Below are 23,287 nucleotides of genomic sequence, written 5' to 3' on the forward strand. Positions count from 1 at the left end.
TACCTGCCAGCCTAAATGCTGCGACCTTGCCGGGCAAGGTTTTCCACGACAGCGGCATCTGCAATGCTGGCGGCATCCATAACGAGACCAACCGCCCATGAAGCTCCACCACCTTGCCCGCGCACTGCCCGGCCCGCTAATTGCCCTGATCACCATCGCCCTGCTCTGGCACGGCCCGATTGCGCAGTTTCAGCACTATCACGACTTTGCCGACCAGCGCGGCTGGGGCGGGCTGCCGCACGCGGCCGACGTGCTGTCCAACCTGCCGTTTGCACTGGTCGGGCTGTGGGGGCTGCTGCGGCTGTGGCCACTACGCCAGCACGGCGTGTTGGCGCGCAGCTGGCCGGCGTGGCTGCTGTTCCTGCTGGCGCTGCTGGCCACCTATGCCGGGTCGAGCTGGTATCACCTGGCGCCGGATGACCACCGACTGGTGTGGGACAGATTGCCCATCGCACTGGCCTGCGCCGGCTTGCTGGCTGCGGTGTATGCCGAAACGCAGCCGGTAAGCGCCTTTGCCGCGCTGGCAGCGCTGCTGGGGCTGACCGCGTTCGGTGTGGCCGGCGTGGCATGGTGGGCCCAAACGGCAGACCTGCGCCCCTATCTATTGCTGCAGGGCATGCCGCTGCTGCTGGTGCCGTTGTGGCAGTGGAGCAGCCGCTCGCATGCCGACCTCAAGGCATTCGGGCTGGCGCTGGGCTGCTATGTGCTGGCCAAGGCGGCAGAACTGACCGATATGCCCATCCTGCTGGCCACGGACATGGTCAGCGGCCATACCCTCAAGCACCTGCTGGCTGCACTTGCGGCGGCCATCATTGTCGGCCGGCTGATTGCACGCGCCGGCACTGCCGAAGCGCGGGGTCTGGGCTATCCCAGACCTGCTTGATCATCTGCGGCAATGCGCTTGAGCACATGCCGGCGTGCAGCAGCGTTGAAAATCATCAACCCCACCAGCGCCACGGCCGAGCCGACCAGCACATCGATCACGCGCACGCGCAGCAGGCTGATGTCGCCGCCATTGGGCAGCCAGACGATGTCGAGCAGGATAAGCACCAGCGCGGTCATCGCCGCCGTGTGCACCCAGTAATTGCGCGCCATGCCCAGCGGCCGCAGAAAGGCCAGCAGCACCACAGCCAGCAGCAGATGGCGTGGATCATGGCTGAAGCGCACCACTGCCCACGCCAGCGGCACCCCTGCCAAGGTGCCGACCGCATTCTGCAGCAGCCGGCGCAGGCTGTCCGGCCCGTCGGGCTTGAGTACGAACAGGGTGACGGCGGCAATCCAGGCCGGGCGCTGGAACTCCAGCGCCAGCGCAAGGCCCAGTGCCGTGGTGCAGGTAAAGGCAAAACACAGCGCGTGCGGCAGGCCGGCATTGCGCCCGGCCAAAATGCGCACCAGCCCGAGCTTGAGGCCGCGATGGCTGCTGTCGGCCCGCTGCCACAGCAGGCTGTCCAGCCCGGTCACCGCCAGACCAATGGCAAAACCCAGCAGCACATAGGGCACCGCCGACAGCGGAAAGCCCGGCGTGTAGGCATAAATGAGCAGCACCAGCGCAGCCAGCCGCAAGATGGTTTCCAGCGCCAGGTCATTGCCGTCCAGCCAGCCGATGCCAAAAGTGAGCGCCGCCAGCAGGGGCAATATCCATGCCTCGTGCCGGCCCATGTAGACGCCAAACGCACCGCAGGCGAGGATGAGCAGCGCGCCAGTGAGCTGGGAGGTCACACGGTGGCGAAAGGTGGCGCCAAAGTCGATCAGCGTGGCATAGAGGCCACCCAGCGCACCGAACAGGATGCCGGCCGGCTGCTGCAGCCAGATTGCCAGCAGCGCCGGCAGCCCCACCGCCAGCGCCGAGCACCACGCCTTGCGCCACGGATTGGTGGTGGGCTTGAGTTCAAACAGGTGCAGGGGTAAGCGCAATGCAACCGTCCTTTTAAGAACCTGCCAATACCCGGATACCTGATTTGCCAAGCGCCAACCCGTGCCACGGAGAAGCGCAGCGAGGCGCCCTCGCGGTGGCGAGGACGCGGGGTGTGGAATCAATCAGGGAGAGTCGCTGTTTCACCTGCCATATCCAGTGAGTACCCGGCTTTGCCGGGTGCTTGATGCCGGTTGCGCCAAAGATGACAGCCAAAGGTACACCGGCGCTCACCCCTCGGCGAACTGCACCTTATGCATCTGCGCATATGCGCCGCCATGCGCCAGCAGCTCGGCATGGCTGCCGGTCTCGACAATGCGGCCGCGCCGCATCACCACGATGCGGTCGGCGTTTTCGATGGTGGACAGGCGGTGCGCAATCACGATGGTGGTGCGATCCTGCATCAGGTTTTCCAGCGCGGCCTGCACCTTGCGCTCGGACTCGGTATCCAGCGCCGAGGTGGCTTCATCCAGGATCAGCACCGGTGCGTTTTTGTAGATGGCGCGCGCAATCGCCAGCCGCTGGCGCTGCCCGCCCGACAGGCGCACGCCGTTCTCGCCCAGCATGGCGTCAAAGCCCTCGGGCATGGCAGCGATGAAATCGGTGGCAAAGGCCGCATCGGCTGCGGCGCGCACGCGGGCAGCATCGGGCTGCGGGTCGCCATAGGCAATATTGGCAGCCACGGTGTCGTTGAACAACACCACATCCTGGCTGACTACGGCGAATTGGCGGCGCAGGTCAGCCAGCTTGTAGTCGGGCAGCGCCACGCCGTCGAGCTTGATGGCACCGCCGCTTGGCTCGTAGAAACGCGGCAGCAGATTGGCCAGCGTGGTCTTGCCGCTGCCCGAGCTGCCGACCAGCGCGATGGTTTCACCGCGCGCCACCGACAGATTGATATCGTCCAGCGCCAGCTTGCCATCGTCGCCGTACTGGAACGACACGTGGTCGAAATCGATGCGGCCTTCGCTGCGCGCCAGCGGGGTCTGGCCCTTGTCCTGTTCGATGTCCTGATCAAGCACCGCGAACACCGACTCGGCGGCAGCCAGGCCACGGTGCATCACCTGGTTGATCTTGGTGATGTTCTTGATCGGCTGCTGCAGCGCCATCATCGCCGTCATGAACACGATGAACGCGCCGGGGGTCAGGCCACCCGCCTGCGCGCGCAGGCTGGCAAAGTAGACGATCACCGCCAGCGTGATGCCGATCAATAGCATGATCACGCCCGAGTTGAGCGCTGCTGTCGCCGCCTGCTTGGTGCTGAGATTCTTCACGCCACGGTTGCGCAGCGAAAAGCGCCCTTCCTCATAGCTGATGCCGCCAAACAGCTTGACCACGCGCTGGCCGGCCAGACTCTCGTCGAGGATGCGCGTCATGTCGCCCATGGCCGCCTGTGTCTCGCGCGAGATGCGGCGCTGCCGTTTGCCGACAATGGCGATGCTGGCTGCCACGCCGGGCAGCAGGAACAGGCACAGCAAGGTCAGCCGCCAGTCCTGATACAACATGATGCTGAGATAGACTGCAGTGGCAATCGAATCGCGGCAGAACACCGTGAGCGTCTGCACCCCGGCTTCCATGATCTGGTTCACGTCGTAGGTCACGCGCGACAGCAGCACGCCGACGGAAGATTGATCGTAATAGCGCGTGGGCAGCCGCATGTAGCGGCCGAACATTTTTTCGCGCAAATCGTGCATCACTCGTGCCGACAACCAGGTGCTGGTGTATTCGTTACCGAAGTTGGAACCCAGCCGCAGCACGGCCAGCACAAGGATTTGCGCCGGCATCACCCACACTGCGCTGCGCACCAGCGCATCTTTGGAGAGGGTTTTGTCCACCAGCGGCTGCAGCAGGGAGAGCAGCGCGCCGTCAACCAGTGCAGCCACCGCCATGCAGGAGATGGTAACCAGGATCACCCGCCAATAGGGTTTGATTTCGCCCAGGAGGCGCAGGTAAAGCTGACGACTGTTCATGCGGTATCACGCGGAGGATGCCAAGTCCGGATTATAGCCGCCCGACCGCACCGGCCGTGGAGGGAATCACGGTCAAAATGCCGCGCAGGGCCATCCGAATGCGGCTGGCTCCGCTAACGAGCGACAGCGAGGCTCCCTCGCGGCGGCGAGGGCGGGGGGTGTGGAATCGAGCAGGTCGCGCCGCTGTTTCGCCAGCAGCAAACGGCAAGAACCCGGCTTGGCCGGGTTCCTGATGCAGCATGCTCGCCAAACTGGTGGCAAGTCAAAAAGGCGCGGCGCTCAATAGTCGCCGTATCTTGCCTGGAGGATCGCCGCCATGGCCGGCCCAGCGGTCTCGGTGCGCAGAATGCGCGGGCCGAGGATGATGGGCTGATAACCGGCGGCGCGCGCAGCGGCTTCTTCGTCGGGCGACAATCCACCTTCCGGGCCGACCAGCACGGCGGCGCTGGCTGCAGCAGCGGGCAGTTCAGCAGCGCGTATCGCGCCAGCTGGCGACAGCAACAGCTTGAGCGCGGCGTCCAGCGGCTGCGCCAGCCATTTGTCCAGCGCGATCACCGCATCGATCTGCGGCACACGGGTACGCTCGCATTGCTCGCACGCGGCCTGTGCCACGGCGCGCCAATGCGCCAGGCGCTTGTCGGCGCGCTCGCCGCTCATGCGTTGCTGGCAGTACTGGCTGTACACCGGCACGATACGCGTCACACCCAGCTCGGTGGCTTTCTGAATTGTGTAATCCATGCGCTCGGAGGCCGACACAGCTTGCACCAGCACCAGCTGCAACGGTGATTCGCGCTCTGCGGCCTGGTGCTCGCCCACCTGCACATCGACGGTTTTCTTGCCCATGGCGGTGATGGTGGCGCTGTATTCGCCACCTTGTCCGTTGAACAGCGTGATGGTTTCGCCGGGCTGCATGCGCAGCACCTGCACGTGACGTGCCACGCCTTCGGGCAGGCCAAGACCGGCGCCAGCCTGCAAGGGTTGATCGAGATAGAAACGGGGCATCAGTGCGCCAACCTGTCGAGTATGAGCCAGCCTGCCAAAACAGCGAGCAGCACCAGCAAAACCCAGATGGTAATCAGTATCATGCGCCACCAGAAGCGGTCGCCGCTGCGGCGGTACTTCACCCCGGCATAGCCCAGCCAGACCACGGCAATGATGAACAACAGCCGGACGATGGCGAACATGGCTCAGATGGTCAGCGGCGGCAGATCGTGGAAAGCGCTGGGTACGGCTTCGCGCTTGTCAAAGCTGACCAGCTCGTAGTTGCTCTTGTCGGCCAGCAGCGCGCGCAGCAGCTTGTTGTTCATGGCGTGCCCACTCTTGTAGCCGGAGAACGCGGCAATCAGCGGCTGGCCGAGGATGTACAGATCGCCGATTGCATCGAGCACCTTGTGGCGTACGAATTCATCCTCGAAGCGCAGGCCGCCTTCGTTGAGCACACGGTATTCGTCGATGACGATGGCGTTTTCCATGCTGCCGCCACGCGCCAGACCATGCATGCGCATGTATTCGACTTCATGGATGAAGCCAAAAGTGCGCGCGCGCGAGATTTCCGACACGTAGTTGGTGTTGGCGAAATCCAGCACCACCGTCTGCGCCGATTTCTTGAACGCCGGATGCTGGAAGTCGATGGTGAGCGAAATCTTGTAGCCGTTGTGCGGCTCCAGCTTCACCCACTTGTCGCCTTCGACCACTTCGACGGTCTTGAGCACGCGCACAAATTGCTTGGGCGCCGGCTGGTCGACGATGCCGGCCGACTGGATCAGGTAAATGAACGGCGCGGCGGAGCCATCCATGATGGGCATTTCGGGCGCGTCGACTTCCACCAGCACGTTGTCGATGCCCAGCCCGGCAAAGGCGGACATCAGGTGCTCGATGGTGCCGACGCGTACCTCGCCATCGACCAGCGTAGAGGAGAGACGCGTGTCGTTGACGAGGTCGGGCCCCACCTTGAAGAGGCGCGATCCGGGCAGATCGCTACGGGCAAACACGATGCCGTGATCGACCGGTGCCGGCTTCATGACGAGCGTGACACGCTCGCCCGAGTGCAGGCCGACACCAACCGCGCGCACGGCGCTCTTCAGGGTGCGTTGCGAAAACATGGTCTTTTCCTTCCGCCCCGGCGCAGCCATCCGGCTGCCGCCGGCAGTGCGGCTCAAACTTTGAACTGCTCCGATTCTAGCAGCCGCGGGTCATCGACTGGATTGATCGTTGCAATGTTCACGATAGCCGCACTGCATTCCACGCCGGCAGGCTCTGCGCGCAGCCGCACACTCGGACGGGGTCGGCGTCCGGTTTGCGGCGCGCTGCGGGTGCGCCGGTCGCGGGGGCATGCCGCGTATCAGTCAGCCTGACGACGCAGGAAGGCCGGAATATCCATGTCGATGTTCGACACCGCCGGGCGGGCAGCCGGCTCGGCAGCCGGTGCAGCGCCGCGACGCGAACGCCAGATGGCCGGCGTGTCGTAGTCTTCGGCGTTGAAGCCCACAGCATGATCGGTACCGGTCTTGAGCGCTTGTGTCGGCACGACGGACAGCTCGGGCTTGCCCTTGCCGTTCAGGCCGGTGGCGACCAGGGTCACGCGGATCTCGTCGCCCAGGCTTTCGTCATACACCACACCGTGCTTGACCAGCGCACCATCGGCCACACCGGCTTCGATGATTTCCAGCGCCTGGCGGATTTCCGACTTTTTCAGCGTGCCACGGCTGGCCGAGAAGTTGACCAGCACGCCACGGGCGCCCTTGAAGTTGATGTTGTCCAGCAGCGGGCAACGGATCGCTTCTTCGGTGGCGACCACGGCACGGTCAGAACCGGAGGCCAGTGCCGAACCCATCATCGCCATGCCCATTTCGCGCATCACGGTCTTCACGTCGGCAAAGTCGACGTTGATCAGGCCCGGGTAGTTGATGATTTCAACGATGGAGCCCACCGCGTTGCGCAGCACATCGTCGGCAGCGCGGAACGCTTCGTCGATGGTGACGTCTTCACCCAGCACTTCTTCCAGCTTCTGGTTGGAGACGACGATCAGCGAATCGACATAACGGCTCAATTCGTCGATGCCCTGTTGCGCCACTTTCTGGCGGTTGCCTTCGTCCAGACCCGGCTTGGTGACCACGCCGACGGTCAGGATGCCCTTTTCACGCGCGACCTGCGCGATCACCGGCGCAGCGCCGGTGCCGGTGCCACCGCCCATGCCGGCGGTGATGAACAGCAGGTCGGCGCCGTTGATCAGATCGGAGATATGCTCGCGATCTTCTTCAGCGGCCGCACGGCCGATGTCCGGATTGCAACCGGCGCCAAAGCCCTTGGTCAGGTCGTGGCCCAGTTGCACCACATCCTGCGCCTTGGACAGCTTGAGCACCTGTGCGTCCGTGTTGGCGGAAATGAACTGCACGCCGCTCATCGCGTGCTCGATCATGTTGTTGATTGCGTTGCAGCCTGCACCGCCCACACCGATGACCTTGATGTTGACGTGATGTGCAACCTCTTGAACTTCAATCGTCAATGCCATTTTGATTCTCCTCTGACCCGATATTGCTACTGCTTTACTGATTAAAAGTTGTTCTGGAACCACGATTTCATGCGGCCCAGCATGTCGCCGAACGACCCGTCCCTTTGCCGCCCGGTCGGATTTTTCTGGTACTGCTCCCGCGCCAGCAACAGCAGGCCCACTGCCGTCGAATAACGCGGGTTCTTCACCACCTCCGCCAGGCCGCCAACGTATTTGGGCAAGCCAATACGCACCGGCATGTGGAAGATTTCTTCAGCCAGCTCGGTCATGCCCGGCATCAGCGCCGCACCGCCGGTAATGACGATGCCGCTCGATAGCCGGTCTTCGAAACCGAAGCGGCGCAGCTCGGCCTGCACGAGGCCATATAACTCTTCAACGCGCGGCTCGATGACTTCGGCCAGCGTGTGGCGGCTCATTTGCCGTGCACCGCGCTCGCCCACGCCCGGCACTTCGATCATCGCTTGCGGGTCGGTCATGTGGCGCAGCGCCACGCCGTGCTGCAGCTTGATGTTCTCGGCCTCGGACGTCGGCGTGCGCAACGCCATGGCGATGTCGTTGGTAACCTGGTCACCCGCAATGGGGATCACCGCCGTGTGGCGGATGGCGCCGTTCATGAACACCGAGATATCCGTGGTGCCGCCGCCGATATCGACCAGGCACACGCCCAGATCGCGTTCGTCCTCGGTCAACACCGCATTGGCCGACGCCAGCGGCTGCAGGATCACCTCGGCGATCTCCAGCCCGCAGCGGCGCACGCACTTGGTGATGTTCTGCACCGCGCTGACCGCGCCGGACACGATGTGCACGTTCACATGCAGGCGCACGCCCGACATGCCCAGCGGCTCTTTCACGCCTTCCTGGCCGTCGATCATGTATTCCTGCGCCAGGATGTGCAGCACCTGGTGATCGGTCGGGATGTTGACCGCGCTGGCGGTTTCGATCGCACGATCGACGTCGGCCTGGGTGACTTCCTTGTCCTTGATCGCCACCATGCCGTCCGAATTGATGCCCTTGATGTGGCTGCCGGCGATACCGGTGTATACCTCGCGGATTTTGCAGTCCGCCATCAATTCGGCCTCACCCAGCGCAGCCTGGATCGCACCAACGGTTTTCTCGATATCGACGACTACGCCGCGCTTGAGCCCCTTGCTGGCGGACGTGCCCATGCCGACGACGTTGAGCGAGCCGTCATCCTGAATCTCGGCCACCACGGCCACCACCTTGGAGGTGCCGATGTCGAGGCCGACGATGAGGTTTTTTGCGTCTCTAGTCACTGACAACCTCTTTACAATACTTGATATTTTGCTTGAAAAAACACACTCAACCTACGGTTTTGTTGCGTTTTCCTTAAATTCTTATGTACCGTTTTGTACGTCATCATGCCTTCCCCGGTTTCTTGCCCTTGGCCGGCTCGGCGGGCTGATAGCCCGGCAGGCGTACGGCAAACCCGTTGGGGTAGCGCAGGTCGACGTATTCAAACGGGTGCTTCTCGGCGATCAGCGCCAGCGAGTTCGGATACGCCTCGGCAAAACGCTGCACGCGCGCGACAGCATCATCGCGCCCTACTTCCACAATCAGCTGGTGATCCAGCTCCAGCCGCCACGCCCGGCGCGGCGACAACCACAGATGCGTGGCACTCTTCTGCAGCGGGCTCAGCACCGCCTGCAACTGGCGATAGCCATCGACCATCTGCTTCTCGCTGCCATCCGGGCCTTCCAGCACCGGCAATGATTCATTGCTGGCCGCATCGAAGCGCTCACCGAAGGTGTTCACCAGCGACACATTGCTCCAGCGCGCAAACGCCTTGTGTTCTTCGATGCTCACTTCCAGCCGGTCCGGCCAGCGGCGGCGCACGCTCACCTGACGCACCCAGGGCAGCTTCTCGAACGCGCCGCGCGTCTTGTCCAGATCGAGCGTGAAGAAAGTGCCTTTCAGCTCGTTCTTGATCACGTACTGCAGCTGCTCGCGCGTCACGTGGCTCAGCTCGCCATCCACCTTGATGCCCCGGATCGGGAACAGCGGCGAATGCACGCCGAGGAACAGCAGTGAATAGAACAGCAACAGCACCGCCAGCGCGGTCAACAGGTTGGCAAACCAGAGCAAGAGTTGCGGCTTATCCCACATACGTGCCTCGCCAGAACTACTGCGCGACCGCGCTACAGCGTCGTGCGCTGCTCGCCATCCTCACGTACTCATGTACGTTGCGGTGGCTGCGCTGCTGACTCCTTGTTCCGCGATCGCTCGCTACGTTCTGACAAGGCCCGTTCGCTACTTTTTTCATTGTTCCTTTTTGTCCCGTTTCACAGTGTTGTATCGAGGATCTGCAACACCAGATCCTCGTAGCTCAGGCCGACCGCGCGCGCAGCCATGGGGAACAGGCTGTGGCTGGTCATGCCCGGTGCGGTATTCACTTCCAGCAGGTAGTGCTTGCCGGCTTCGTCCATCAGAAAATCGACACGACCCCAGCTCTTGCCACCGATCACCCAGAACGCCTTCTTGACGTCCTCGGCAATCTGCGCCGACGCCCAGGCCGGAATCGGTGCCGGGCACAGGTATTTGGTGTCGTCGCGGATGTACTTGGCTTCGTAGTCGTAGAACTCGGTGGCCGGCTCGATTTTCACGAAGGGCAGCACCTGCTCGCCCAGCACGGCGGCGGTGTATTCACCCGCACCGATGAATTGCTCGGCAATCACCAGCTTGTCGTACTTGCTGGCCTCGGCAAACGCGGCGCGCAGGCCGCCTGCTTCTTTGACCTTGATCACGCCGACGCTGGAACCCTCGGTGGCCGGCTTCACGAACAGCGGCAGGCCCAGTTTCTTTTCGATGGCGTCGAAATCGCTGGCCGCATTCACCAGCTCGAAAGCCGGAATCGGCAGGCCCAGGGCCTGCCACAAGAGCTTGGTGCGCAGCTTGTCGAGACCGATGGCCGATGCCAGCACGCCACAGCCGGTGTAGGGCAGGCCCAGTACCTCCAGTGCGCCCTGCACCGTGCCGTCCTCGCCGAACGGGCCGTGCAGGATGAGGAACACGCGGTCATAGCCCTCACGCTTGAGGTCGGCCAGCGGCCTTTCGCTCGGGTCAAACGGGTGTGCATCGACACCGCGATCCAGCAGCGCGGTCAGCACGCCGCCGCCGCTCATCAACGAAACTTCGCGCTCGCTGGACGAACCGCCCATCAGCACTGCAACTTTGCCGTATTTCTGTTTCATATCCATCTTCAGACACCTGCCACCAGTTTTGCCGGGATGCCGCCGATAGAGCCGGCCCCCATGGTGATCAACACGTCGCCGTCCTGTGCCACCGCTGCGATCGCAGCCGGCATGTCGGCGATTTGTTCAACGAATACCGGCTCGACCTTGCCCGCCACACGCACGGCGCGCGCCAGTGCACGGCCATCGGCCGCAACGATGGGCGCTTCGCCTGCGGCGTAAACCTCGGCCAGCAGCAAGCCATCGACGGTGTTGAGCACCTTTACGAAGTCTTCAAAGCAATCACGCGTGCGCGTGTAGCGGTGCGGCTGGAAGGCCAGCAAAAGCCGGCGGCCCGGGAAAGCGCCGCGCGCGGCAGCCAGCGTGGCGGCCATTTCAACCGGGTGGTGGCCGTAATCATCGACCAGCGTGTAGCTGCCCCCTGCGGCCAGCGCCACTTCGCCATAGCGCTGGAAACGCCGACCCACGCCCTGGAACTCGGCCAAGGCTTTCTGGATGGCTGCCTCGGGCGCACCGACTTCCAGCGCGCTGCCAATGGCGGCCAGGGCATTCAGCACGTTGTGCATGCCCGGCATGTTGAGCACGACCGGAATGCGGCGTGTTTCGCCGTTTTCCCACACCGCGTCAAAGCGCATCTGCCCGTCGGCAGCGACGATGTTCTCGGCGCGCAACATGGCATCCGGGCTGGTGCCGTAGGTGGTCACCGGGCTGGTGACGCGCGGCAGGATTTCGCGCACTACCGGGTCATCCACACACAGCACGGCACGGCCGTAGAACGGCAGGTGGTACAGGAAATCGACAAAGGCCTGCTTCAGTTTCTCGAAGTCATGGCCATAAGTGTCCATGTGGTCGGCATCGATATTGGTGACGACCGAAATCACCGGCGACAGCAGCAGGAAGGACGCATCGCTCTCGTCCGCCTCGGCCACCAGGAAATCACCGCTGCCCAGCCGCGCGTTCGAGCCGGCAGCGTGCAGCTTGCCGCCGATCACGAAGGTGGGGTCGAGGCCAGCCGCTTCCAGAATCGACGCGGTCAGGCTGGTGGTGGTGGTCTTGCCGTGCGTGCCGGCAATGGCAATGCCCTGCTTGAGGCGCATCAGCTCGGCCAGCATCATGGCGCGTGGCACTACCGGAATCTTGCGGCTGCGCGCTTCGATCACCTCGGGGTTGTCATCCTTCACCGCGCTGGAAATCACCACCACGTCGGCGTTCTGCACGTATTCGGCCGCGTGGCCCTGATGCACGACCGCACCCGCCGCAGCCAGTCGCTGCGTGGTGGCGTTGCTGCCCAGATCGGTGCCGGACACCTCGAAGCCGAGGTTGAGCAGCACCTCGGCGATGCCGCTCATGCCCACACCACCGATACCGACAAAATGGATGCGTTTGACTTTGTGTTTCATGCTGCCAATTCCTCTAACACCTGCACAACGCTTAGGGTTGCGTCAGGCTTGGCAAGTTGCCGGGCCCGTTCGGCCATTGCAAGGCAACTTGCACGATCTGTTTCACGCAGCAGCGCGGCAAAACGCTCGGCACTGAACTGCGCTTGCGGCAACAGCAGGCCCGCGCCTGCGTCGCTCAGGTAACGCGCATTGCCGGTCTGGTGGTCGTCCACCGCCGACGGGAAAGGCACCAGCACGCTGGCAGCCCCCACGCAGGCCAGCTCGGCCACGGTCAGCGCGCCGGCACGGCACAGCACCAAATCGGCGTCGGCATAGGCATTGGCCATGTCGCCGATGAAGGCCACGCACTCTGCATCCACGCCGGCAGCGGCATAGTTGGCCTTGAGCGCCTCGATATGCTTTTCGCCGGCCTGATGGATGACCTGCGGGCGTTGCTCGGCCGGCAACAGCGCCAGCGCCTTGGGCACCTGTTCGTTGAATACCTGTGCCCCCAGACTGCCGCCCACTACCAACAGGCGCAGCGCACCGCTACGCTCGGCAAAGCGGGCCAGCGGCTCGGGCAGGCCGGTGATTTCGCCGCGCACCGGGTTGCCCACGCAACCGTCACGCGCCGGAAAGGCACTGGGGAAGGCAAACAGCACGCGGCTGGCGATTTTTGCCAGTGTCTTGTTGGTGAGCCCCGCCACCGAGTTCTGCTCGTGCACCACCAGCGGCAGCCACAGCAAGCGCGTGGCGAGCCCCCCGGCAAAGCCGGTAAAGCCGCCAAAACCGATCGCCACATCCGGGCGATGGCGGAAGATCACGCTGAACGACTTGCACAGCGCCTTGAGCTGCACCCACGGCTGTACCAGCTTTCTGGCAAGGCCCTTGCCGCGCACGCCGGTAATCGCCAGCGTTTCCAGCGGGATGTCATGCTGCGGCACGATGCGGGTTTCCATGGCGCCCTGCGCGCCCAGCCACACCACCTTCCAGCCCTTGGCGCGCACGGCTTGCGCCACCGCCAGTGCGGGAAAGATGTGGCCGCCGGTGCCACCGGCCATGATCAGCAGGGTACGGGATGTGCTCATTGGCCATACCCCCGCATCAATTGCCGGTTTTCATAGTCGATGCGCAGCAGCACGCCCAGCGCCAGCAGGTTGGCCACAATGCCCGAGCCGCCAAAGGACAGCAGCGGCAGGGTCAGCCCCTTGGTGGGCATCAGGCCCATGTTCACGCCGATATTGATCACCGCCTGCACGCCGATCCAGATCGCAATGCCCTGCGCCACCAGCGCCTGATAGGCGCGATCCAGCTTGGCAGCCTGTACGCCGATCATGAAGGCGCGGAACACGATAAAGCCGAACATCAGCACCACGAAGGCCACGCCGATGAAGCCCAGCTCTTCGGCAATGATGGCCATCAAAAAGTCGGTATGCGCTTCGGGCAGATAGGAGAGCTTCTCGACGCTGGCGCCGAGGCCCACGCCATGCCACTCGCCACGGCCGAATGCGATCAGCGAGTGCGACAGCTGGTAACCCTTGCCGTAGGGGTCGTCCCACGGGTTGAGGAAGCCCAGCACACGCGCCCGGCGATAGGGCGAGCTCGATACCAGCCCGACAAAGCCGACGGCCAGCAGCACCACGAGGCCGGCAAACAAACGCCAGTTGAAGCCGCCCAGGAACAGCAGGCCCATGGTGATGGCGGTAATCACCGCAAACGCACCGAAGTCCGGCTCCAGCAGCAGCAGACCACCGACCACCAGCATCACCGCCAACATGGGCAGCAGGCCCTTGGTGATGCTCTCGACAAAATTGCCGCCCATGAACGCGGCCTTGCGCACCGTGTAGTCGGCGGCATAAATGCAGGCAACGAACTTCATCAGCTCGGACGGCTGCAGGTTGACCACGAACAGCGACAGCCAGCGCTTGGAGCCATTCACCTCGCGGCCGACGTGCGGGATCAGCACCATCACCAGCAGGATCACGGCAACGATGAACAGTGCCGGCGCATATTGCTGCCAGGCCTTGGTGGGCACGGTAAACGCGGCAAAGCCGGCTGCCAGCCCCACGGTCAGGAAGATCGCGTGGCGGATCAGGAAATAGGTGGCACGGTAGCCAGTGTCCTTGTCGACCTCGGCCATTGCTATCGATGCCGAATACACCATCACCAGACCAAAGGCGAGCAGCAGCAGCACGCCCCACAGCAGCGCCTGATCATAGGCGTTCATGCTGGGGCGGGCGCGCTTGAGGGCCTGGTAGAAGAGTGCTTTCATGGCTGCAACGCCTTCACCGCCTCAATGAATACCTGCGCGCGGTGTGCATAGTTGCGGAACATGTCGAGGCTGGCGCAAGCGGGGCTGAGCAGCACCACATCACCCGGCTCGGCCAGGTTGGCTGCCATGTCCACGGCCATTTCCAGCGTGGGCACCTGTAGCACCGGCAGGAAGGCCTCGCCTTCGTCATTGGCGTGCACCAGCGCCGACTGTGCGTCGTTGAGCACTTCGGCAATTTGCGGTCCATCGCGACCAATCAGTACCACGGCGCGGCAGATACGCTCGCACGCGGGCAGCAGTGGACGGAAGTCCTGCCCCTTGCCATCGCCACCGGCAATCAGCACCACCGGGTGCGTCATGCCCTTGAGTGCTGCTTCGGTCGCGCCGACATTGGTGCCTTTGGAGTCGTCGTAATAGGCAACGCCAGCCACCTCGGCGACGAACTCGACGCGATGCGGCAGGCCCTTGAAGTGTTTGAGCGCAGCCAGCAGCGGGCCGGTCGGCAGACCGATGGCCTTGCATAGCGCCAGCGAGGCCAGTGCGTTCACGGCATTGTGCAGGCCGGCGACCGGCAGCTCTGATGCCGCCATCAAGACCGATGCGCCCAGCTGCAGCTGGGCATTGCCAGCCACGTCGACCACACCATATTCGTCCGCAGCACGCGGTGCATCCTGGCCGAACCACACGACGGAGCGGCCGTCCTGCGCCATGGCGCGGCAGTAGCTGTCTTCACGGTTGAGCACCATGGTGCCGTTACCGTTGAAAATGCGCGCCTTGGCAGCGGCATAACCGCTCATGCCGTCGTAGCGATCGAGATGATCCTCGGACAGGTTGAGTACGGTGGCGGCATCCGGTGCCAGGGTGTGCGTGGTTTCAAGCTGGAAGCTGGACAGCTCCAGCACAAACACGTCGGCATCGGGCATTTGCGTCAGCGCATCAAGCACCGGCAGGCCGATATTGCCGGCTACAGCGGTCTTGAGGCCGGCAGCCTCGCACATCTGGCCAACCATGGTGGTGACGGTCGACTTGCCGTTGGAGCCGGTAATGGCAATCACCTTGGCCGCGCTGTTGCTGCGCTTGAGTTCGCGCGCCAGCAGCTCCACATCACCCGCGTACGGCACGCCACGCGCAATGGCGGCGGAAATTTCCGGCGTGGACAGCGGCACACCCGGGCTGACGACCAGCAGGTCGGCATCGGCAAAGGTTTCGGCATTGAACTTGCCGGCGCGCACCACCGCATACGGTACCTCGGCGCGCAGCGCGTCGAGGTTGGGCGGGTTGTCCCGGCTGTCGGCCACCGTCACACGTGCGCCGTGGCGGCTGAGCCAGCGCGCGGCAGACAGCCCGGTTTCCCCGAGGCCGATAACGATGACGTGTTGGTTCGAATAGGGCATCGGATCACCGCAGCTTCAGCGTGGCCAGCCCGACGAGGACCAGCAGCATGGTGATGATCCAGAAGCGGACGACGACCTGCGTCTCCTTCCAGCCCTTGAGTTCGTAGTGGTGATGCAGCGGCGCCATGCGGAACACGCGCTTGCCGGTAAGCTTGAAGCTGGCGACCTGGATCATCACCGACAGCGCCTCGACCACGAACACGCCACCCATGATGAGCAGCACGATTTCCTGGCGCACGATGACCGCCACGGCGCCGAGACCTGCGCCCAGCGCCAGCGCGCCGACGTCGCCCATGAATACTTCGGCCGGGTAGGCGTTGAACCACAAAAAGCCCAGCCCGGCGCCAGCCATGGCGGCGCAGAACACCATCAGCTCGCCCGCGCCCGGCACGTGCGGCACGCCCAGATAGGTGGCGAACTTCACGTTGCCGGCCACGAAAGCAAAAATGCAGAACGCGCCGGCAATCAGCACCGTGGGCATGATGGCCAGGCCATCCAGACCATCGGTCAGGTTGACCGCATTGCTGGTGCCGACGATCACGAAATAGGTGAGCACGCAGAAACCCACCGCACCGAAGGGGTAGAGGATTTCCTTGTAGAACGGAATGATGAAGCCGGTGTGCGACGGCAGCTGGCCGGCATTCACCAGGAACAGGCCAGCGGTGATGGCAATCGCCGACTGCCAGAACATCTTGGCCTTGGCGCTCAGGCCCTTCGGGTTCTTAAGCGCAACCTTCTTGTAGTCATCGACAAAGCCGATGATGCCGGTGGTCAAGGTGACCAGCAGCACCAGCCACATATACTTGTTGCGCAGATCGCCCCACAGCAGGGTGGTCAGACCGATGGACAGCAGAATCAGCGTGCCACCCATGGTCGGCGTGCCAGCCTTGACCAGATGGGTCTGCGGGCCGTCGTTGCGCACCGCCTGGCCGACCTTCAGCTCGGTCAGCTTGCGGATCACCCACGGGCCCAGCGTCCACGAGATGCCCAGCGCGGTCATGGTGGCCAACACCGTGCGCAGGGTCAGGTAGTTGAAGACGTTAAAGGCGCGGATCGATTCGCCCAGCCATTGTGTCAGCAGCAGCAGCATGATTATTGGCCCTCTTCGCTGGTGGCCAGCGCATCGACGACACGCTCCATGCGCATGAAGCGCGAGCCCTTGACCAGCGCGACCGACGCCGGCGCCAGGCGCTGGCGCAATGCGGCAATCAGGCTGTCGGCATCGGCAAAGTGCTGTGCGCCGGCAAACGCGGCGGCGGCGTGCTGCATCTGCTCGCCCAGCGTGTACAGGGTGCGGATGCCGCGTGCATGTGCATAGGCACCGATTTCACCGTGCAGGCGCGGGCCATCGCTGCCGATCTCGCCGATATCGCCCAGCACCAGCACGGTGTCTTCACCGGCGCCGACCAGCACGTCGATGGCTGCCTTCATCGAATCCGGGTTGGCGTTGTAGCTGTCGTCGATCAGCCGTGCGCCGTTGAAGGCGGTCTTGGCTTGCAGACGGCCCTTCACGCCCTGATAGCTTTCCAGCCCGTCGGCAATGTCGTTCAGGTTGAAGCCCAGCGCGCAGGCAACTGCGGTGGCCGCCAGCGCGTTGCGGATGTTGTGCAGCCCCGGCACGGCCAGATGCAGTTGCGCCTCGGCATGCGGGGCAGACAGGATAAAGTCGCTGGCGCCGGCCTGCGGCACGATCTGGCGTGCAGCCACCTCGGCGCTGCGGGTGCCGAAAGTCAGCTGCTTGTGACCGAGGGCCAGCTGGGCCCAGAGCTCGGCATAGGCATCGTCGGCATTGATGATCGCGACACCCTTCTTGCCCAGCCCGGCAAAAATCTCGCCCTTGGCGCGCGCCACGCCCTCGACGCTGCCCAGTGCTTCCAGATGCGCGCTGCCGGCATTGTTGACCAGCGCCACGTCCGGCTCGGCCAGCCGGGTCAGGTAATCGATTTCACCCGAGTGGTTCATGCCCATTTCGACCACGGCATAGCGGTGGCCCTCGCGCAGCGACAGCAGGGTCAGCGGCACGCCGATATGGTTGTTCAGGTTGCCCTGTGTGGCCAGCACGGCATCCTTGCCGGCACAGTGGGCCAGCACGGTGGCGGTCATTTCCTTCACCGTGGTCTTGCCATTGCTGCCGGTAATGGCCACGACGACGGGGTTGAGCTTCTTGCGCCAGTAGTGCGCCAGGGTGCCCAGCGCGGCCAGCGTATCGCTGACGACGATATGGTTGCCGCCATCCAGCGGCTGCTGCACCAGCACGGCCACGGCGCCCTGCGCCAGCGCGGCGGCGGCAAAATCGTGCCCGTCGAAACGCTCGCCCTTGAGGGCGACAAAGAGATCACCGGCGCGGATGTCGCGGCTGTCGGTGGTCACCCGCGAAAACGCGACCTCGCCCGGCCCGGTCAGATGACCGGCCAGCGCCAGTGCGGTTTCACGCAAATTCAACATCATGCTTTCTTCCTTTGCAGCGCGGCAGCAGCCACTTCGACATCGTCGAAGTGATGGCGCACGCCGTTGACTTCCTGATAGTTTTCGTGACCCTTGCCGGCAATCAGCACGACGTCACCGGGGCCGGCCAGCGCAATCGCATCGCCTATCGCATCGCTGCGATCCGATTCGATGGTGTAGTTGTCGGTGCCGGTGCCGGGCACGCCCGCCACACCCTTGATGATGTCGTTGATGATGGCGCGCGGTGTTTCGCTGCGGGGGTTGTCACTGGTGATTACCACCGCGTCGGCCAGCCGGCATGCCACCTCGCCCATCATCGGGCGCTTGCCCGGATCGCGGTCACCGCCACAGCCGAACACGCAATACAGCCGGCTGCCTTGCGGCAGCAACTGCTTGAGCGTGGCCAGCGCTTTTTCCAGCGCATCGGGCGTGTGCGCGTAATCGACAACCACCAGCGGCTTGCCGTCGCCGCCCAGCCGCTGCATGCGGCCCGGTGCGGATTCGATCTGGCCCAGCACCTGCACCGCATCGGCCAGCGGCACATCCAGCGCCAGCAGCACGCCCAGGCAGGCCAGCAGGTTGTAGGCGTTGAAGCTGCCGATCAGGCGCGAATGGATGGTGGCCTCGCCCAGCGGCGTGGTCACGTCAATATTCAGCCCGGCCAGCGTCATGCCGATGCGCAGCGCGCGGATATCGCCACCCTGTATGCCATAGCTGTACACGCGCGGCGCGCTGGTGGACTTGATCAGCTCAGCGCCGAATGCATCATCGGCATTGATGACGGCGGCCTGCAGGCCTTGCCAGTCGAACAGCCTGGCCTTCTCGGCGCCGTACTGCTGCATGGTGCCGTGGTAATCGAGGTGATCGCGCGTGAGATTGGTGAACACCGCCACCTTGAACTGCGTACCGTGCGCGCGCGCCTGCGCCAGCCCGTGCGAGCTCACTTCCATCGCCACATGGCTGGCGCCCTGCGCGGCAAACTCGCCCAGCCATTGCTGCAGCGCGACCGGGTCCAGCGTGGTATGCGTCGATTCAATCAGCGCCGGATACAGGCCATTACCCAAGGTGCCGAGCACGCCGGTCTGGTGGCCGAGTGCGCTCAGCGCCTGGCCCAGCCAGTTGGCAATCGAGGTCTTGCCGTTGGTGCCGGTAATGCCGATCACGGCCAGCCTGGCGGATGGGTCGCCCAGCAGGTGGCTGGCCACGATGCCGGCCTGCGCGCGCAATTGCGGCACGGCCAGATTGGGCACGGTCCAGGCCGGATTCCACGTGAAGTCGTCGGCTTCCCAGATCACCGCGCCAGCGCCGGCGGCAATGGCCGCGTCGATATAGCTGCGGCCGTCGGCATATTCGCCCTGGAAGGCCAGGAACACGTCGCCGGCCTGCACCTTGCGGCTGTCCATCACAAAACGACGACCGGCCGCCAACGCATCGATGGCAGCCAGGTCCAGTGGGGGAAGATTCCAGCTCTGCGGCTTCATCTAGGTTTCTTCCTTCACGTCTTCATCCTCTTCCTTGTTGGGCAGCAGGATATTGGTCGTCGGGGCATCGGGCGGCACACCCAGCAAACGCAGGCTGCCGGCCACCACATTGGCGAACACCGGGGCGGATACCATGCCGCCGTAGATGCTCTTGTCGGTCGCGGGTTCGTCGATCATCACCGCGATGATCAGGCGCGGGTCGGACGCCGGCGCAAAGCCGACAAAGGACGCCACGTATTTCTTTTCGCCATAGCCACCCGCAGCCTGTTTGCGCGCCGTGCCGGTTTTGCCAGCCACGCGGTAGCCCACCACCTGCGCACGTGTAGCGGTGCCGCCAGGCTGGGTGACTTTTTCGAGCATGCCGCGGATTTCCTGCGCCAGCTCGGGCGGGATCACCTGCTTGCCCGGCATCGGGGCAACCTGCTTGGTAAAAGTGATCGGGCGAATCTGGCCGTCGGTGGCGTAGATCTGATACGCCTTGGCCATCTGCATCAGGCTGACCGAAATGCCGTAGCCGTAACCGATGGTGGCTTGCTCGATCGGGTACCAGGTTTTCCACGGGCGCAGCTTGCCGGCAGCTTCACCGGGGAAGCCGGTTTGCGGCTGGCTGCCAAAACCGACCGAGGTCAGCATGTTGTATTGCGTTTCGCGCGGCATCGACAGCGCGACCTTGGCCGCACCGATATTGCTGGACTTGACCAGGATGCCTTCAGGCGTGAGCGCGCCGTAGTTGTGCGTGTCCTTGATTACGTAACCGGCCATGGGCATCTGCCCTGCCGTGGCGAACACCGTGGTGTCGCGTATCGTGCCGGCCTGCATGGCTGCGCCGATGGTGAACGGCTTCATGGTCGAACCCGGCTCGTACAGGTCGGTCAGCGCGCGGTTGCGCTTCTTGGACGGGTCGATGCGCGAGCGGCTGTTGGGGTTGTACGACGGCGCATTAGCCAGTGCCAGCACCTCGCCGGTGCGGGCGTCGAGCACGACGATGCCGCCACCGACAGCGTGGAAAGCGTCAACCTGCGCCTTCAGCTCGCGGTAGGCCAGGTACTGGATACGGCTGTCGATGGACAGCGTGAGCGTTTCGCCATCGCGCGGCGGCACGATGGTGGAGATATCTTCGACGATATAGCCGCGACGATCGCGGATCACCGTGCGGCTGCCGGCCTTGCCTTCCAGCATGGCGTTGCGCGTCAGCTCGAAGCCTTCCTGACCTTTGCCGTCGATATCGGTGTAGCCAACGATGTGCGCCATTACCTCGCCCGCCGGGTAGAAACGGCGGTATTCGGTCTGGCTGTAGATACCCGGAATGCCGAGGGCGATCACGCCCTTGGCGTCGTCCGGCGACATGTGGCGCTTGAGCCAGGTGAAGTCGGAGCGGATGTCCTCACCCTTGTCGTTCTTGCGGCTTTCGGACAGCTTCTTGACGATATCGTCGGCAGAAACCCCCAACACCTTGGACAGCCTGGCGATATCGTCACGCGAGACCGGCACCGGGTCCTTGTCGCTCTTGGGCTCCCAATCGGGGTCGCGCTTTTGCCCCGGCGGCAGCAGGGTGATGCCGCGCGGGCTGGCCCAGATCGATTGCACCGGGGTGGAGATGGCCAGCGGCTCGCCGTTGCGGTCGGTAATCTTGCCGCGATCGGCTTCCAGACGCAGCGTGCGGGTATAGCGTGCATCGCCCTGCTCTTGCAGAAAGCCTTCGTTGTAAACCTGCAGATAGAGGCCGCGCGCCAGCAGCGCGCCAAACAGCGCGACCAGTGCGGCCACCATGAACCAGACGCGCCAGCGCTCCAGCTTGAGCTGCTGCACATAGCGCTGACGCCCTTGCGGCGCCGTGGAGACGCGCTTCATTCCGTTGTCACCCTGGGCTGCGCCACACCCTGGCCGTGCGGCAAGATGGCTTGCGTGCGGTTGCTGCCAGGCACTTGCATGCCCAGTTTCTTGGTGGCCTCGGATTCAATGCGCGAATGCATGGCCCAGGTGCTTTGCTCCAGCTGCAGCTGCCCCCATTCCACATCGAGTTTCTTGGAATACTGCGCTTCCTTTTGCAGCTCGCCATAAAGCTTGCGTGCCTTGTGCTGACTGGTAACCACCGACAGCGCGCACAGGATAAGGATGCCAAGCAGCAAGAGATTGAGCCGTGTCATAGCGCCCCCTCCGTACGCTCGGCAATGCGCAGGATGGCACTGCGCGCGCGCGGATTGGCAGCAACCTCTTCATCGCTGGCGCGCACTGGCTTGCCGACGGCCTTGAGCGGCGGCGCCGGGATGTCGGCAGCGCGCACCGGCAAGCGGTCCGGCAGGTCGTGCTTGCTGGCGTCCTGAACGAAGCGCTTGACGATGCGGTCTTCCAGCGAGTGGAAGGCAATGATGGACAGCCGCCCGCCGGTACTCAGGCGCGCCAGCGCCTGCGGCAGGATCAGCGCGAGCTCTTCAAGCTCGCGATTGATGAAAATCCGTACAGCCTGGAAGGTACGCGTCGCCGGGTCCTGGCCCGGCTCACGGGTGCGGACGGCCGTTGCCACGACCGTGGCAAGTTCGCGTGTTGTAGCGAAAGGCCGCTCGAGCCGACGCGCAACAATCGCTGCTGCAACCTGTTTAGCAAACCGTTCTTCGCCATAGTCACGTATCACCTCCGCAATGTCTTTTTCATCGGCGCTGTTGATCCAGTCGGCGGCGGTCTGGCCGCGCGTAGTATCCATGCGCATGTCGAGCGGGGCATCGAAGCGGAAGCTGAAGCCCCGGCTGCCGTCATCGAGCTGCGGCGAGGACACGCCCAGATCGAGCAGCAGCCCGTTGATGTGTTGAATGCCCAGTTCATCCAGCGCATCGGACAGCGTGCGAAAGCCGTCGTGCACGATGGTGAAGCGCGGGTCGTTGATGGTTTGCGCCTCGGCGATCGCGGCCGGGTCTTTGTCGAAGGCGATCAGCCGGCCATTGGGCCCCAGGCGCGACAGGATGAGGCGCGAGTGGCCGCCACGGCCGAAAGTACCGTCGACATAAAGACCGTCCGGCTTGATCGCCAGCGCATCGACCGCCTCTTCGAGCAGGACGGTGCGGTGTAGGAAACTCACAGCACCACACCTTCCATCAGTTGTTCGCGATCGTCATCGTTGATCGCCAGCACCGAGAGATCCTTCTCGGTCCACTTGCCTTCGTCCCACAGCTCGAATTTGTTGCCGATGTCGACAAAGGCGATGGTTTTCTCCAGCCCGGTAAGCTGGCGCAGCCGTTGCGGCACCAGAATGCGCCCGGCGCTATCCATGTCCAGCTCCTCGGCATTACCGACCACGAAGCGGCGCAATTGTGCCTGCGCGCCGGAAAGCTGGTTCAGGCGATCACGCACCGGCAGCCAGTCCGGCTCGGCATACAGCAACAGGCACCCTGCCGGATCGATGGTCAGAACCAGGCGGCCCGCACTCTTCGCGGACAGCAGGTCGCGATGCTTGGCCGGAATCGCCAAACGCCCCTTGCTGTCGAGATTGAGAGTTGCCACGCCCATGCGTCAAACCACCTGTGTTTTGGGGGAAAATATCCACTTTCTTCCACTTTTTCCCACTTCGCCCCACTATAGAGCAAATAAAAAGCCGCCACAAGTGGGCAGCTTTGGGAAAGTCGTTTTGATACAATCACTTAGCGGCACAAAGCGCATCTAAATTGTTGATATATAAACATCAAATTAATAAAGCACTTAAATTCACAATTTAAAGTGTTACTT

The 23,287-nt window shown here is 63.6% G+C and carries 21 protein-coding genes; 1 reads left to right on the top strand and 20 read right to left on the bottom strand.

The genetic code is table 11. The annotated features are described in order from the left end of the window. Window positions 1-97: 97 nt before the first annotated feature. On the top strand, window positions 98-883 hold the full coding sequence (locus B9A19_RS12845; RefSeq protein WP_084091196.1) for a hypothetical protein: 786 nt from the start codon (window positions 98-100) through the stop codon (window positions 881-883). Here B9A19_RS12845 and B9A19_RS12850 read toward each other — a convergent pair. The 20 genes from B9A19_RS12850 to mraZ form a co-directional block, all read right to left on the bottom strand. Then, complete coding sequence (locus B9A19_RS12850) at window positions 865-1,914, bottom strand: FUSC family protein (RefSeq protein ID WP_084091197.1); 1,050 nt, start codon at window positions 1,912-1,914, stop codon at window positions 865-867. The genes B9A19_RS12845 and B9A19_RS12850 overlap by 19 nt on opposite strands. Window positions 1,915-2,142: 228 nt before the next feature. Continuing rightward, window positions 2,143-3,879: a lipid A export permease/ATP-binding protein MsbA gene (msbA, locus tag B9A19_RS12855; protein ID WP_084091198.1), complete on the bottom strand. Its 1,737-nt coding sequence runs from the start codon at window positions 3,877-3,879 to the stop codon at window positions 2,143-2,145. 279 nt (window positions 3,880-4,158) lie between these two features. After that, window positions 4,159-4,881: a 16S rRNA (uracil(1498)-N(3))-methyltransferase gene (locus B9A19_RS12860; RefSeq protein ID WP_084091199.1), complete on the bottom strand. Its 723-nt coding sequence runs from the start codon at window positions 4,879-4,881 to the stop codon at window positions 4,159-4,161. After that, window positions 4,881-5,063 (bottom strand): hypothetical protein, encoded by a 183-nt coding sequence (locus B9A19_RS12865; protein WP_084091200.1) that lies wholly within the window; start codon window positions 5,061-5,063, stop codon window positions 4,881-4,883. Before B9A19_RS12865 ends, B9A19_RS12860 begins: the two co-directional genes overlap by 1 nt. A 3-nt stretch (window positions 5,064-5,066) precedes the next feature. Further along, complete coding sequence (gene lpxC / locus B9A19_RS12870; RefSeq protein ID WP_084091234.1) at window positions 5,067-5,981, bottom strand: UDP-3-O-acyl-N-acetylglucosamine deacetylase; 915 nt, start codon at window positions 5,979-5,981, stop codon at window positions 5,067-5,069. A 239-nt stretch (window positions 5,982-6,220) separates the two neighbouring features. Then, complete coding sequence (gene ftsZ / locus B9A19_RS12875; RefSeq protein WP_084091201.1) at window positions 6,221-7,390, bottom strand: cell division protein FtsZ; 1,170 nt, start codon at window positions 7,388-7,390, stop codon at window positions 6,221-6,223. Window positions 7,391-7,431: 41 nt separating this feature from the next. Continuing rightward, complete coding sequence (ftsA, locus tag B9A19_RS12880) at window positions 7,432-8,664, bottom strand: cell division protein FtsA (RefSeq protein WP_217807057.1); 1,233 nt, start codon at window positions 8,662-8,664, stop codon at window positions 7,432-7,434. A gap of 103 nt (window positions 8,665-8,767) precedes the next feature. After that, a complete protein-coding gene (locus B9A19_RS12885; protein WP_084091203.1) occupies window positions 8,768-9,514 on the bottom strand; it encodes a cell division protein FtsQ/DivIB in 747 nt (248 codons plus the stop codon). A 176-nt stretch (window positions 9,515-9,690) separates the two neighbouring features. Continuing rightward, window positions 9,691-10,599, bottom strand: a complete 909-nt coding sequence (locus B9A19_RS12890) for a D-alanine--D-alanine ligase (protein ID WP_084091235.1) — start codon at window positions 10,597-10,599, stop codon at window positions 9,691-9,693. An 8-nt stretch (window positions 10,600-10,607) separates the two neighbouring features. After that, window positions 10,608-11,999: a UDP-N-acetylmuramate--L-alanine ligase gene (gene murC, locus B9A19_RS12895; RefSeq protein WP_084091204.1), complete on the bottom strand. Its 1,392-nt coding sequence runs from the start codon at window positions 11,997-11,999 to the stop codon at window positions 10,608-10,610. Then, the gene (gene murG / locus B9A19_RS12900; RefSeq protein ID WP_084091205.1) at window positions 11,996-13,066 is read right to left on the bottom strand and encodes an undecaprenyldiphospho-muramoylpentapeptide beta-N-acetylglucosaminyltransferase; all 1,071 of its coding nucleotides are present in this window, start codon (window positions 13,064-13,066) and stop codon (window positions 11,996-11,998) included. The genes murC and murG overlap by 4 nt, the downstream gene beginning before the upstream one ends. Next, window positions 13,063-14,250 (bottom strand): putative lipid II flippase FtsW, encoded by a 1,188-nt coding sequence (gene ftsW / locus B9A19_RS12905; RefSeq protein WP_084091206.1) that lies wholly within the window; start codon window positions 14,248-14,250, stop codon window positions 13,063-13,065. The genes murG and ftsW overlap by 4 nt, the downstream gene beginning before the upstream one ends. After that, on the bottom strand, window positions 14,247-15,644 hold the full coding sequence (gene murD / locus B9A19_RS12910) for a UDP-N-acetylmuramoyl-L-alanine--D-glutamate ligase (RefSeq protein ID WP_084091207.1): 1,398 nt from the start codon (window positions 15,642-15,644) through the stop codon (window positions 14,247-14,249). Before murD ends, ftsW begins: the two co-directional genes overlap by 4 nt. A gap of 4 nt (window positions 15,645-15,648) precedes the next feature. Next, entirely contained in the window at window positions 15,649-16,734 is a 1,086-nt protein-coding gene (gene mraY / locus B9A19_RS12915) for a phospho-N-acetylmuramoyl-pentapeptide-transferase (RefSeq protein ID WP_084091208.1), read from the bottom strand. Window positions 16,735-16,736: 2 nt separating this feature from the next. Then, window positions 16,737-18,092 (bottom strand): UDP-N-acetylmuramoyl-tripeptide--D-alanyl-D-alanine ligase, encoded by a 1,356-nt coding sequence (locus tag B9A19_RS12920; protein WP_217807058.1) that lies wholly within the window; start codon window positions 18,090-18,092, stop codon window positions 16,737-16,739. Beyond that, window positions 18,089-19,570: a UDP-N-acetylmuramoyl-L-alanyl-D-glutamate--2,6-diaminopimelate ligase gene (locus B9A19_RS12925; protein ID WP_084091209.1), complete on the bottom strand. Its 1,482-nt coding sequence runs from the start codon at window positions 19,568-19,570 to the stop codon at window positions 18,089-18,091. Before B9A19_RS12925 ends, B9A19_RS12920 begins: the two co-directional genes overlap by 4 nt. Next, window positions 19,571-21,421, bottom strand: a complete 1,851-nt coding sequence (locus tag B9A19_RS12930) for a peptidoglycan D,D-transpeptidase FtsI family protein (RefSeq protein WP_084091210.1) — start codon at window positions 21,419-21,421, stop codon at window positions 19,571-19,573. Then, window positions 21,418-21,717, bottom strand: coding sequence for a cell division protein FtsL (gene ftsL, locus B9A19_RS12935; RefSeq protein WP_084091211.1), 300 nt, complete (start codon window positions 21,715-21,717; stop codon window positions 21,418-21,420). Before ftsL ends, B9A19_RS12930 begins: the two co-directional genes overlap by 4 nt. Then, window positions 21,714-22,643: a 16S rRNA (cytosine(1402)-N(4))-methyltransferase RsmH gene (gene rsmH / locus B9A19_RS12940; protein ID WP_084091212.1), complete on the bottom strand. Its 930-nt coding sequence runs from the start codon at window positions 22,641-22,643 to the stop codon at window positions 21,714-21,716. Before rsmH ends, ftsL begins: the two co-directional genes overlap by 4 nt. Then, a complete protein-coding gene (mraZ, locus tag B9A19_RS12945; RefSeq protein ID WP_084091213.1) occupies window positions 22,640-23,071 on the bottom strand; it encodes a division/cell wall cluster transcriptional repressor MraZ in 432 nt (143 codons plus the stop codon). The genes rsmH and mraZ overlap by 4 nt, the downstream gene beginning before the upstream one ends. Window positions 23,072-23,287: the final 216 nt, after the last annotated feature.

The organism is Andreprevotia lacus DSM 23236 (assembly GCF_900176275.1).
GTDB lineage: Bacteria > Pseudomonadota > Gammaproteobacteria > Burkholderiales > Chitinibacteraceae > Andreprevotia > Andreprevotia lacus.

Excerpts from the sequence above, each read along its gene's own strand:
- B9A19_RS12845 (WP_084091196.1), top strand. The coding sequence starts at position 98 with ATGAAGCTCCACCACCTTGCCCGCGCACTGCCCGGCCCGCTAATTGCC.
- msbA (WP_084091198.1), bottom strand. The coding sequence starts at position 3,879 with ATGAACAGTCGTCAGCTTTACCTGCGCCTCCTGGGCGAAATCAAACCC.
- B9A19_RS12860 (WP_084091199.1), bottom strand. The coding sequence starts at position 4,881 with ATGCCCCGTTTCTATCTCGATCAACCCTTGCAGGCTGGCGCCGGTCTT.
- B9A19_RS12865 (WP_084091200.1), bottom strand. The coding sequence starts at position 5,063 with ATGTTCGCCATCGTCCGGCTGTTGTTCATCATTGCCGTGGTCTGGCTG.
- lpxC (WP_084091234.1), bottom strand. The coding sequence starts at position 5,981 with ATGTTTTCGCAACGCACCCTGAAGAGCGCCGTGCGCGCGGTTGGTGTC.
- ftsZ (WP_084091201.1), bottom strand. The coding sequence starts at position 7,390 with ATGGCATTGACGATTGAAGTTCAAGAGGTTGCACATCACGTCAACATC.
- B9A19_RS12885 (WP_084091203.1), bottom strand. The coding sequence starts at position 9,514 with ATGTGGGATAAGCCGCAACTCTTGCTCTGGTTTGCCAACCTGTTGACC.
- B9A19_RS12890 (WP_084091235.1), bottom strand. The coding sequence starts at position 10,599 with ATGAAACAGAAATACGGCAAAGTTGCAGTGCTGATGGGCGGTTCGTCC.
- murC (WP_084091204.1), bottom strand. The coding sequence starts at position 11,999 with ATGAAACACAAAGTCAAACGCATCCATTTTGTCGGTATCGGTGGTGTG.
- murG (WP_084091205.1), bottom strand. The coding sequence starts at position 13,066 with ATGAGCACATCCCGTACCCTGCTGATCATGGCCGGTGGCACCGGCGGC.
- ftsW (WP_084091206.1), bottom strand. The coding sequence starts at position 14,250 with ATGAAAGCACTCTTCTACCAGGCCCTCAAGCGCGCCCGCCCCAGCATG.
- murD (WP_084091207.1), bottom strand. The coding sequence starts at position 15,644 with ATGCCCTATTCGAACCAACACGTCATCGTTATCGGCCTCGGGGAAACC.
- mraY (WP_084091208.1), bottom strand. The coding sequence starts at position 16,734 with ATGCTGCTGCTGCTGACACAATGGCTGGGCGAATCGATCCGCGCCTTT.
- B9A19_RS12920 (WP_217807058.1), bottom strand. The coding sequence starts at position 18,092 with ATGATGTTGAATTTGCGTGAAACCGCACTGGCGCTGGCCGGTCATCTG.
- B9A19_RS12925 (WP_084091209.1), bottom strand. The coding sequence starts at position 19,570 with ATGAAGCCGCAGAGCTGGAATCTTCCCCCACTGGACCTGGCTGCCATC.
- B9A19_RS12930 (WP_084091210.1), bottom strand. The coding sequence starts at position 21,421 with ATGAAGCGCGTCTCCACGGCGCCGCAAGGGCGTCAGCGCTATGTGCAG.
- ftsL (WP_084091211.1), bottom strand. The coding sequence starts at position 21,717 with ATGACACGGCTCAATCTCTTGCTGCTTGGCATCCTTATCCTGTGCGCG.
- mraZ (WP_084091213.1), bottom strand. The coding sequence starts at position 23,071 with ATGGGCGTGGCAACTCTCAATCTCGACAGCAAGGGGCGTTTGGCGATT.